Genomic DNA, 10,017 nt, shown 5'->3' on the forward strand with positions numbered 1-10,017 from the left:
GTAGTGGGGCTGCGGCGCGGCCGCGAGCGGGCCGTCGCGGCGGCGGGGGGGGGCCGGGCTCCACCGCTGGGCCGCGCCCGGGGGCGGCGCCGCCCCCCCCCCCCCCCCCCCCCCCCCCCCGGCCGGACGCGCGAAGGCCCCGGAGCACGGTGCTCCGGGGCCTTCGCCGTGCGGTGCCCTGGGTGGGATTCGAACCCACACTGGATCGAGTTTGAGTCGATTGCCTCTGCCGGTTGGGCTACCAGGGCCGACCCCGCGAGGGGGCGTCGATCACCCTACCGGGGGAGCGCGCGTGCTCCCGAACGCCCCCGCCACCACGACCAGTCGTAGTAGTCCCGGCGCACCTACTAGGATGCCCCGCGTGACGAACACTGCCGACACCCCCGCCACGCCCGCCGCGACCACACGTCGGGTGGTCGTCGCGGAGGACGAGGCCATCATCCGTCTCGACATCGTCGAGATGCTCACCGAGGCCGGCTACGACGTCGTCGGCCAGGCGGGCGACGGCGAGCAGGCCGTGGCCCTCGCCGAGGAGCACAAGCCCGACCTGGTGGTCATGGACATCAAGATGCCCGTCCTGGACGGCATCTCGGCCGCCGAGCGCATCGCCAAGGCGCGCATCGCGCCGGTGGTGCTCCTGACGGCCTTCTCGCAGGCCGAGCTCGTCGAGCGGGCCCGCGACGCCGGGGCGATGGCCTACGTCGTGAAGCCGTTCACCTCCGCCGACCTGCTGCCGGCCGTCGAGATCGCCGTGAGCCGCTACCAGCAGATCATGGCCCTCGAGGACGAGGTCGCCGACCTCGCCGACCGGTTCGAGACCCGCAAGCTGGTCGACCGCGCCAAGTCGAAGCTGCAGACCCAGTTCGGCATGAGCGAGCCCGAGGCGTTCCGCTGGATCCAGAAGACCTCGATGGACAAGCGCCTGACGATGCGCGAGGTCGCCACCACCGTCATCAGCGCGGGCGACGACCGCTCCTGACCCGCGGCCCCCGACGGCCCCGGCACCGCTCGCGGTGCCGGGGCCGTCGTCGTCCGCGCTGTCGTCCGCGTGCCGGGTGCGCACCACGGACCGCGCTCATCTGCTCACCCGGAGCCCTCTCGGGTGGCCGTTGTGTGTAACGAGCCGATGAACACGCAGGCAGAAGCCACCCGGAACGTGCACGAACCCCTAGTGTTCACCACGGCTCCACCGCTCCCGGGTGGCGCTCATGGGAACGCGCGTCGTGGCGCGTGGACCCGTGCCCTCTCCTCCAGGAGGACGAACCAGTGCGCTCCATCGTCAAACTCGCGGCCCCCGCCGCGGTGGCCGCCCTCCTGCTCGCGGCCTGTGGCACCACCGGCGGTGACGAGACGTCGTCCGGGTCCGGCACCTCCGGCGGCGGCAGCTGCCCGGACGGCATCAGCATCGGCTTCTTCGGAGCCCTGACCGGCCCGAACGCCAACCTCGGCGTCAACATCAACAACGGGGTCAAGCTCGCCGTCAAGGAGCACAACGCGGAGTCCGGGGCGTGCCAGGTCACGGTCACCCCCTACGACTCCCAGGGCGACCAGAACCAGGCGCAGGGTCTCGCGCAGCAGGCCATCGGGGACGAGAAGGTCGTGGGCATCGTCGGTCCCGCCTTCTCCGGCGAGTCCAAGGTCGCCGACCCGATCTTCGCCGAGGCCGGCATCGTCGGCATCACGCCCTCGGCCACCAACCCCGCGCTGGCCGAGAACGGCTGGAAGACCTTCTTCCGCGTGCTGGGCAACGACGCCACGCAGGGCCCGGCCGCCGCCGACTACATCACCGGCACGCTCGGCAAGCAGAAGGTGTACGTCATCGACGACGCCTCCGAGTACGGCAAGGGCCTGGCCGACCTGGTCCGCGAGGGCCTCGGCGCGGCCGACATCAAGGACAACACCATCCAGACCGGTCAGACCGACTTCTCCGCGGTCGTGGCCGACATCCGCGCCTCCGGCGCCGACGCGGTCTTCTTCGGCGGGTACTACGCCGAGGGCGGTCTGCTGCTGAAGCAGATGCGCGAGGGCGGCCTCTCCAGCGACCAGGTCGCCTTCATCAGCGACGACGGCGCCAAGGACGAGGGCCTCATCACCGCGGCCGGTGCCGCCAACGCCGAGGGTGCGATCGTCACCTGCCCGTGCCTGCCGCCGGACAAGGCGGGCGGCACGTTCACCGCGGACTACACCGCGGAGTACGGCACCGCCCCAGCCACCTACTCGGCCGAGGGCTACGACGCGGCCTCGATCCTGCTCGACGGCATCGCGGAGGGGAACTACACCCGCGAGGCCCTGCTGGAGTACGTCGCGGGCTACGACCAGCCGGGCGTCACCAAGCAGCTGAAGTTCGACGACAAGGGCGAGCCCAGCGAGATCAGCGTCTGGGCCTACAAGGTCGAAGGCGGCCAGATCGTCGCCGACCAGGAGATCGAGACCTCCTGACCCCGCAGGCGGCCCCACCCGCGCGACCGCGGGTGGGGCCGTCGGGCGTTCCCGTCCCCCCGTCGAAACCCCTCACCCCCGGGTGGTTCTCCTGTCCACGTTCCTCGACCTGACCTTCACGGGTCTGGTGGTCGGCGCGATCTACGCCCTGTTCGCGCTCGGCTACACCCTCGTCTACGGCGTCCTGCGCCTGATCAACTTCGCGCACTCCGAAGTCTTCATGTGGGGCAGCTTCGGCGCGGTCTGGATGATGACCCTGCTCGGCGCCCGGCAGGGCATGAGCGTGCCGGTCGCGATCGCGTTCCTGCTGCTGGCCCTGCTGGCGGCGATGGCCCTCAGCGGTGGCGTGGCGCTCGTCGTGGAGCGCGTCGCCTACCGCCGGCTGCGGGAGAAGAACGCCCCGCCGCTGGTGGCCCTCATCTCCGCCATCGGCGCCTCGTTCATGCTGTCCGAGATCATGGGCCTGCGCGACCGGATCGCCGGCTGGGTCAACCTCGACGGCGTCCTGGACCCCTACGTCCGGCTGGCCCGCGAGAACACCACCTTCGTCAACCCGCTGCCCAACGTCCAGATCCTGTCCGTGGGCTCCTTCGAGATCCGCAGCAACCAGCTGATCGTCCTGGTCGCCGCGATCCTCATGATGATCGCCCTGGACCAGTTCGTGTCCCGGTCCCGGCTCGGTCGCGGGGTGCGCGCGGTCTCGCAGGACCCCGAGGCCGCGGCCCTGATGGGCGTGAACCAGAAGCGCGTCGTCCAGCTGACCTTCCTCATCGGCGGCCTGATGGCCGGTGCGGCGGCCCTGCTGTACTGCCTGCACATCGGGGTCACCCGCTACAACGTCGGTTTCATCCTGGGCATCAAGGCGTTCACCGCCGCGGTCCTGGGCGGGATCGGCAACATCCGCGGCGCGCTCGTCGGCGGTCTCGTCCTGGGGCTGGCGGAGAACTACGCGACGCTGTTCGGGCTGGCCTCCTCCTGGAAGGACGTCGTCTCGTTCCTGCTGCTGGTCGTCGTGCTGCTGTTCCGGCCGACCGGCATCCTCGGTGAGTCCCTCGGGAAGGCCCGCGCATGAGCACCTCCACCGCCGCCGCGAGGAAGGCCGAGCGGCCGACGTTCGCCGACCGCTGGGTCGCGCTGCCCAAGCCCGTGCAGATCGTGGTCTGGCTCGCGATCGCGGCGTTCTTCTTCATCCTGCCGCTGCTGAACCTGCCGATCGTCTCGACCGCCGACGCCGACTTCGGCGCGGTGCTGGCGACCGTCGCGAACTACGCCCTGGTCGCGCTGGGCCTGAACATCGTCCTGGGGTACGCGGGTCTGCTCGACCTCGGGTACGTGGGGTTCTACGCGATCGGGGCCTACACGGTCGGCGTCTTCGGGTCGCTGCACGGCCAGGTCCCGTGGCTCGTGCTGATCGTCATGGCCGTCACGATCTCCACCGCGTCGGGTCTGCTGCTGGGCGCACCCACCCTGCGGGTGCGCGGTGACTACCTGGCCATCGTGACCCTCGGTTTCGGCGAGATCATCCGGCTGACGGCGCTGAACTCCGAGTGGCTGAACCAGGCCCGCGGCATCACCGGCATCCCGCGCCCGCCCTCGACCGAGCTGTTCGGCCTGCCGTCCCTGGTGTGGAACGGCGCCGTCGCCAAGGTCGACCTCGGCGAGGGGGCCCGGTCGGTGTTCCTGAAGTTCGGGCTGCTGGACGCCGTCCCGTACTACTGGCTGGCCCTCATCGTCATCGCCGTCGTGCTCGTCGGGGACCGGCTGCTGCAGGCCTCCCGCGTGGGCCGGGCCTGGGAGGCGACCCGCGAGGACGAGGAGGCCGCCGAGCTGAACGGCGTCCCGACGTTCCGCTTCAAGCTGCTCGCCTTCGCGATGGGCGCGTTCGTCGGTGGTCTGTCCGGGGCGCTGTACGCGTCCCGGATCGGGTCGATCAACCCCGACTCGTTCATGATCCAGCTGTCGATGATGTTCCTGGCCGCCGTGGTGATCGGGGGCCAGGGCAACCGGTGGGGCGCCATCGCCGGCGGTGTGGTCGTGGCCTACCTGCCGGAGCGCTTCCGCGAGTTCGCCGACTTCCGCATCGTCGTGTTCGGCCTGCTCCTGCTGCTGCTGGCGAACTTCCGGCCGCAGGGCCTGCTGCCGCCGCGGCGGGCCAGGCGCGCCCGGCGCGCCGACGAGGCCACGAAGGAACTCGAGGGGACGGAGGAGGGCGCTCGTGCCTGAGATGACCAAGGACAGCGGGACCGGCGTCCCGCGGGAGTTCGGCCCGCCGCTGCTGACGATGGAGAACGTCACCCTGCGCTTCGGCGGGGTCGTGGCGCTGAACGACGTCTCGTTCGACATCCGGCAGGGCGAGATCCTCGGCCTCATCGGGCCGAACGGGGCGGGCAAGACGACCTGCTTCAACGCCCTGACCGGCGTGTACCAGCCGACGGAGGGGCGGGTCGTCTTCGACGGCCAGCCGCTGGGCCGGCGCAAGCGGTACCAGATCAACCGGCTGGGGATTGCGCGGACGTTCCAGAACATCCGGCTGTTCGGCAACATGACGGCGCGCGAGAACGTGCTGGTCGGGGCCGACTCCCACCACCGCTCCGGCGTGGTCAACTCCCTGCTCCGCCTGCCCCGGCACCGCCGGGAGACGCGGGAGGGGAACGCCCTGGCCGACGAGCTGCTGGCGATGATGGACCTGTCGCACCGGGCCGACGACCTGGCGCGCAACCTGTCCTACGGCGAGCAGCGCCGCCTGGAGATCGCGCGGGCGCTGGCCACGAAGCCGAAGCTGCTGTGCCTGGACGAGCCCGCCGCCGGGTTCAACCCGGTGGAGAAGCAGCGGCTGATGGACCTGATCCGCGCGGTCCGCGACCGGGGCAACACCGTCCTGCTCATCGAGCACGACATGCGCCTGGTGATGGGCGTCACCGACCGCATCGTGGTCCTGGAGTTCGGGAAGAAGATCGCCGAGGGGTTGCCGGCGGACATCCGCGACGACCCGGCCGTCATCGCCGCCTACCTCGGCGTGGAGGACGACCAACTGTCTGCAGAGGACGAGGAACTGTGACCGATCAACTCGTCGTCTCCGACCTGAGCGTCAACTACGGCCGGATCGAGGCCATCCGGAACGTGTCGTTCACCGTCCCGCAGGGCGCCATCGCCACGCTGATCGGGGCCAACGGCGCGGGCAAGACCACGACGCTGAAGACGGTGTCGGGCCTGCGGACGGTCCGGACCGGCTCGATCGTGTTCGAGGGGGAGGACATCACCAAGGTCCCCTCGCACAAGCTGGTGACCAAGGGGCTGTGCCAGGCCCCGGAGGGCCGCGGGACGTTCGTGGGCATGACGGTCGAGGAGAACCTCGACATGGGCGCCTACACCCGCAAGGACCGGCGCACGGCGGCCTACAAGCAGGACCTGGACCGGGTCTTCAGCTTGTTCCCGCGGCTGGCCGAGCGCCGCTCCCAGTTCGCCGGGACGATGTCGGGCGGTGAGCAGCAGATGCTCGCGATCGGCCGGGCGCTGATGAGCCGCCCGCGCGTCCTGCTGCTGGACGAGCCGTCGATGGGGCTGGCCCCGAAGCTGATCCAGCAGATCTTCTCGATCATCGTGGAGATCAACCAGCAGGGCACGACGGTGCTGCTGGTGGAGCAGAACGCCGCGCAGGCCCTGCGCATCTCCGACGTGGCGTACGTGCTGGAGACCGGCACGGTCGTCCGCTCCGGCACCGGCGCCGACCTGGCCGCCGACGACTCCATCCGCGCGGCCTACCTCGGCGGCGACGTCTGAGGTCCTCCGCTCCAGCCCGCCCGCGGGGCCCCGCCGGCCCCGCGGGCGGGTGAGCGATCGACTGCGTTGCGTCGGTCTTTCACCACGCCGAGTGAAGGTCACGGCGAGATCGCGGCGGGATCTTCCCCCCGGCTCCGCCGTGCCCTAGTGTCCGGCGCAGCCGTCCTCGCGAACGAGGCGGCCACCGGAGCGGGGGCCCGGTCTGCTCAGTGGTGCGCACCCCGCGCGGGTGCGCCGCGCGGGAGGGGATCACGTGGCACGACCCGCAGTCGAGGTCCGCGACGCCGGCACCGACGACGTCGACGTCCTGATGGAGCTGTACGCCTCCGCCCGGTTCGACCAGGCGCAGCTGCGCGCCTCCGTCGAGCACGTCCGGTCCCGCCTGGTGCGGTCGCTGGAGCTCGGGGAGGTCCGCGTGCTGCTCGCCTTCCTCGGCGCCGAGCCGGCCGGGTACGCCCTGGTGACCACGACCCCGCTGCTGCCGCTGGGCAACTGCGCCGGGCCCAGCATCGAGCACCTGCACGTCGTGCCGGGCCTGCGCCGCCGCGGGGTCGGCCGGGCGCTGCTGCGCCGGGCCGTGCACCTCGCCGAGAGCGAGGGCGCCGACCAGGTCGCCTGCACCGTCCTGCCCGGCGACCGCGACTTCACCCGGTACGTGGCCCGCCTCGGGTTCGCCCCCGTCGTGGTGCGCCGCGCGGTGCCGCTGGCGGTCCTGCGCCGTCGGCTCTCCGACGGCCAGGCGGCCACCGCCTCCACGGGGGTCGTGGCCCGCCGCCGCTCCCTGCGGGCCCGGCTCGCCCGCGCGGGCGAGGCGCTGCAGGTGCCGACCGCGAGCTGAGCCCGGTCGTGGGCGCGGGCCGGGGGGCGTGTCCGGGGAGCTGACTACCCTGACCGTCGTGACACCGCCTCCTGCGCGCACGACAGCCGCCAAGAAGACCGCCGGGAAGCCGCCGGCGCGGTCCGCGCCGACGCGGCCCCGCCTGCTGCTCATCGACGGGCACTCCATGGCGTACCGGGCGTTCTACGCGCTGCCGGTGCAGAACTTCTCCACGACCACGGGCCAGCCGACCAACGCGGTCTACGGCTTCACCTCGATGCTCATCAACCTGCTGCGCGACGAGGAGCCCACGCACTTCGCGGTGACGTTCGACGTCTCCCGCGCCTCCTTCCGCACCGAGGTCTACGCCGACTACAAGGGCACCCGGACCAAGAGCCCGGACGAGTTCCGCGGCCAGGTCGACCTGGTCAAGGAGGTCCTGGCCGCGCTGCGGGTGCCCGTGGTCGAGGTGGAGGGCTACGAGGCGGACGACGTCATCGCGACCCTCACCGAGCGCGCCGTGCAGGACGGCTTCGACGTGCTCATCTCCTCCGGGGACCGGGACGCGTTCCAGCTGGTGCGCCCGGGGGTGACCGTGCTGTACCCGGTGCGCGGCGTCTCGGAGCTGACCCGGATGACGCCGGAGGTGGTCGAGGAGAAGTACGGCGTCCCGCCGCAGCGCTACCCCGACCTGGCCGCGCTGGTGGGGGAGACCTCCGACAACCTGCCCGGCGTCCCGGGGGTCGGGGCCAAGACGGCGGCCAAGTGGATCAACCTGTACGACGGGCTCGACGGGGTCATCGCCAACGCCGACCTCGTCAAGGGCAAGGCGGGGGAGAGCCTGCGCGCGCACCTCGACTCCGTCATCCGCAACCGCCGGCTCAACGCGCTCGTGGGCGACCTGCCCCTGCCGGTCGAGGTCCCGGACCTGCTGCGCCGGGCGTGGGACCGCGAGCAGGTCCACACCGTCTTCGACGGCCTGGAGTTCCGCGTCCTGCGCGACCGGCTGTTCGCGACCCTGGAGTCGGCCGAGCCCGAGGCCGAGGAGGGGTTCGGCGTCGACGGGGCGATCCTGCTGGCCGGTGAGGTCGGCCCGTGGCTGGCCGAGCACGCCGCGGGGCGCACCGGCCTGCACGTGCAGGGCGAGTGGAGCCGCGGGGTCGGGGAGGTGAGCGGGCTGGCGCTGGCCGGCGCCGACGGGGTCGCGGCTTGGATCGACCCGGTCACCCTGGAGCCGGCCGACGAGCAGGCCCTGGTCGCCTGGCTGGCCGACGCGGACCGGCCGAAGGTCGCGCACGACGTCAAGGGACCCTCGCACGCCCTGCGGTCCCGGGGCTGGGAGCTGGCCGGGGTCGTCTTCGACACCGCCCTGGCCGCCTACCTGTGCCGCCCCGACCAGCGCAGCTACGACCTGGCCGACCTCGCCGTCCGGCACCTCAAGCGCGAGCTGCGCGCCGAGGGGTCGACGGCCGCGGCCCCGGCCGACGAGCAGCTGACGCTCGACGGCGGCGAGGGGCCCGTCGGGGGCGACCTGCAGGCCCGCGCGGAGGAGGGCATGGTCCGTGCCCTGGCCATCGCCGAGCTCGCCGCGGTCCTGGCCACCGAGCTCGACGAGCGCGGCGGGACGCGGCTGCTCGCCGACGTGGAGCTGCCGCTGGTGGGCGTCCTGGCGCGCCAGGAGCGGGTCGGCATCGCCGTGGACACCGGTCTGCTGGCCGACCTCGAGCAGCACTTCGCCGACCGCGTCGCGCAGGCCCAGGCGCTGGCCTACGAGGTCATCGGCACGGAGATCAACCTGGGGTCGCCCAAGCAGCTGCAGACCGTGCTGTTCGAGCAGCTGCAGATGCCCAAGACCAAGCGCACCAAGACCGGGTACACGACCGACGCCGACGCGCTCGCCGCCCTGTTCGTGAAGACCGAGCACCCGTTCCTGGCGCACCTGCTGGAGCACCGGGACGCCTCGCGGCTGCGGCAGACGGTGGAGGGGCTGCAGAAGTCCGTCGCCGACGACGGCCGCATCCACACCACTTACCAGCAGATGATCGCCGCGACGGGACGGCTGAGCTCGACCGACCCGAACCTGCAGAACATCCCGATCCGCACCGAGGAGGGGCGGCGCATCCGGGAGGCGTTCGTCGTGGGCCCCGCCGACGAGCGCGGGGGGTACGAGTGCCTGCTGACGGCGGACTACTCCCAGATCGAGATGCGGATCATGGCGCACCTGTCCCAGGACGAGGGCCTCATCGCGGCCTTCACCTCGGGGGAGGACCTGCACCGCTTCGTGGGCAGCCGGGTGTTCGGGGTGGAGCCGGCGGCCGTCACCCCCGAGATGCGCGCCAAGATCAAGGCGATGTCGTACGGCCTGGCCTACGGCCTGTCGGCGTTCGGCCTGTCGAACCAGCTGAAGATCTCCACCGAGGAGGCCAGGGGCCTCATGGACGACTACTTCGAGCGGTTCGGCGGGGTCCGCGACTACCTGCACGGCGTCGTGGAGGAGGCCCGCCGGACGGGGTGGACCGAGACCATCATGGGCCGGCGCCGCTACCTGCCCGACCTGGCCAGCGACAACCGCCAGCGGCGGGAGATGGCCGAGCGGATGGCCCTGAACGCACCCATCCAGGGCTCGGCCGCGGACATCATCAAGGTCGCCATGCTCGACCTCGACGAGGGCCTGCGGCAGGAGGGGTTCCGCTCGCGGCTCCTGCTGCAGGTCCACGACGAGCTGGTCCTGGAGGTGGCCGAGGGGGAGCGCGCGGAGCTGGAGGCGCTCGTGCGGGCGACGATGGCCGGCGCGGCCTCGCTGGCCGTCCCGCTCGACGTGTCCGTCGGGGTCGGCCGCAGCTGGCACGAGGCCGGGCACTGACCGGTGGGGGGGGGGGGGGGGGGCCCCCCCCCGGGGCCGGGGGGCGCGGGGGCCCCCGCCCCACCCCCCCCCCGCCCCCCCCCCCCCCCCCCCCCCCCCCCCCCCCCCCCCCCCCCCC

At 72.4% G+C, this 10,017-nt stretch carries 8 protein-coding genes and 1 tRNA gene; 8 read left to right on the plus strand and 1 reads right to left on the minus strand.

The window, feature by feature from the left end; all coding sequences use genetic code 11:
• Positions 1-174 precede the first annotated feature (174 nt).
• Positions 175-248, minus strand: a tRNA-Leu gene (locus ACRYM6_RS22675).
• Positions 249-352: 104 nt separating this feature from the next.
• Here ACRYM6_RS22675 and ACRYM6_RS22680 point away from each other — a divergent pair.
• From ACRYM6_RS22680 to polA, 8 genes are all read left to right on the plus strand, one after another.
• Positions 353-979 (plus strand): ANTAR domain-containing response regulator, encoded by a 627-nt coding sequence (locus ACRYM6_RS22680; RefSeq protein ID WP_432545161.1) that lies wholly within the window; start codon positions 353-355, stop codon positions 977-979.
• 287 nt (positions 980-1,266) lie between these two features.
• Positions 1,267-2,439 carry a branched-chain amino acid ABC transporter substrate-binding protein gene (locus ACRYM6_RS22685; RefSeq protein ID WP_432545155.1) on the plus strand — a complete coding sequence of 391 codons (1,173 nt, stop codon included), beginning with the start codon at positions 1,267-1,269 and terminating at the stop codon, positions 2,437-2,439.
• Between the two features lie 82 nt (positions 2,440-2,521).
• The gene (locus tag ACRYM6_RS22690; RefSeq protein WP_432545156.1) at positions 2,522-3,511 is read left to right on the plus strand and encodes a branched-chain amino acid ABC transporter permease; all 990 of its coding nucleotides are present in this window, start codon (positions 2,522-2,524) and stop codon (positions 3,509-3,511) included.
• Positions 3,508-4,662, plus strand: coding sequence for a branched-chain amino acid ABC transporter permease (locus ACRYM6_RS22695; RefSeq protein WP_432545157.1), 1,155 nt, complete (start codon positions 3,508-3,510; stop codon positions 4,660-4,662). Before ACRYM6_RS22690 ends, ACRYM6_RS22695 begins: the two co-directional genes overlap by 4 nt.
• 1 nt (position 4,663) lies before the next feature.
• Positions 4,664-5,497: an ABC transporter ATP-binding protein gene (locus tag ACRYM6_RS22700; protein WP_432545162.1), complete on the plus strand. Its 834-nt coding sequence runs from the start codon at positions 4,664-4,666 to the stop codon at positions 5,495-5,497.
• A complete protein-coding gene (locus ACRYM6_RS22705; protein ID WP_432545158.1) occupies positions 5,494-6,219 on the plus strand; it encodes an ABC transporter ATP-binding protein in 726 nt (241 codons plus the stop codon). Before ACRYM6_RS22700 ends, ACRYM6_RS22705 begins: the two co-directional genes overlap by 4 nt.
• Positions 6,220-6,472: 253 nt before the next feature.
• A complete protein-coding gene (locus ACRYM6_RS22710; RefSeq protein ID WP_432545159.1) occupies positions 6,473-7,057 on the plus strand; it encodes a GNAT family N-acetyltransferase in 585 nt (194 codons plus the stop codon).
• Between the two features lie 58 nt (positions 7,058-7,115).
• Positions 7,116-9,899 (plus strand): DNA polymerase I, encoded by a 2,784-nt coding sequence (gene polA, locus ACRYM6_RS22715; protein ID WP_432545160.1) that lies wholly within the window; start codon positions 7,116-7,118, stop codon positions 9,897-9,899.
• Positions 9,900-10,017 lie beyond the last annotated feature (118 nt).

This window comes from Kineococcus rugosus (genome assembly GCF_050871975.1).
In the GTDB taxonomy this organism is placed as follows: domain Bacteria; phylum Actinomycetota; class Actinomycetes; order Actinomycetales; family Kineococcaceae; genus Kineococcus.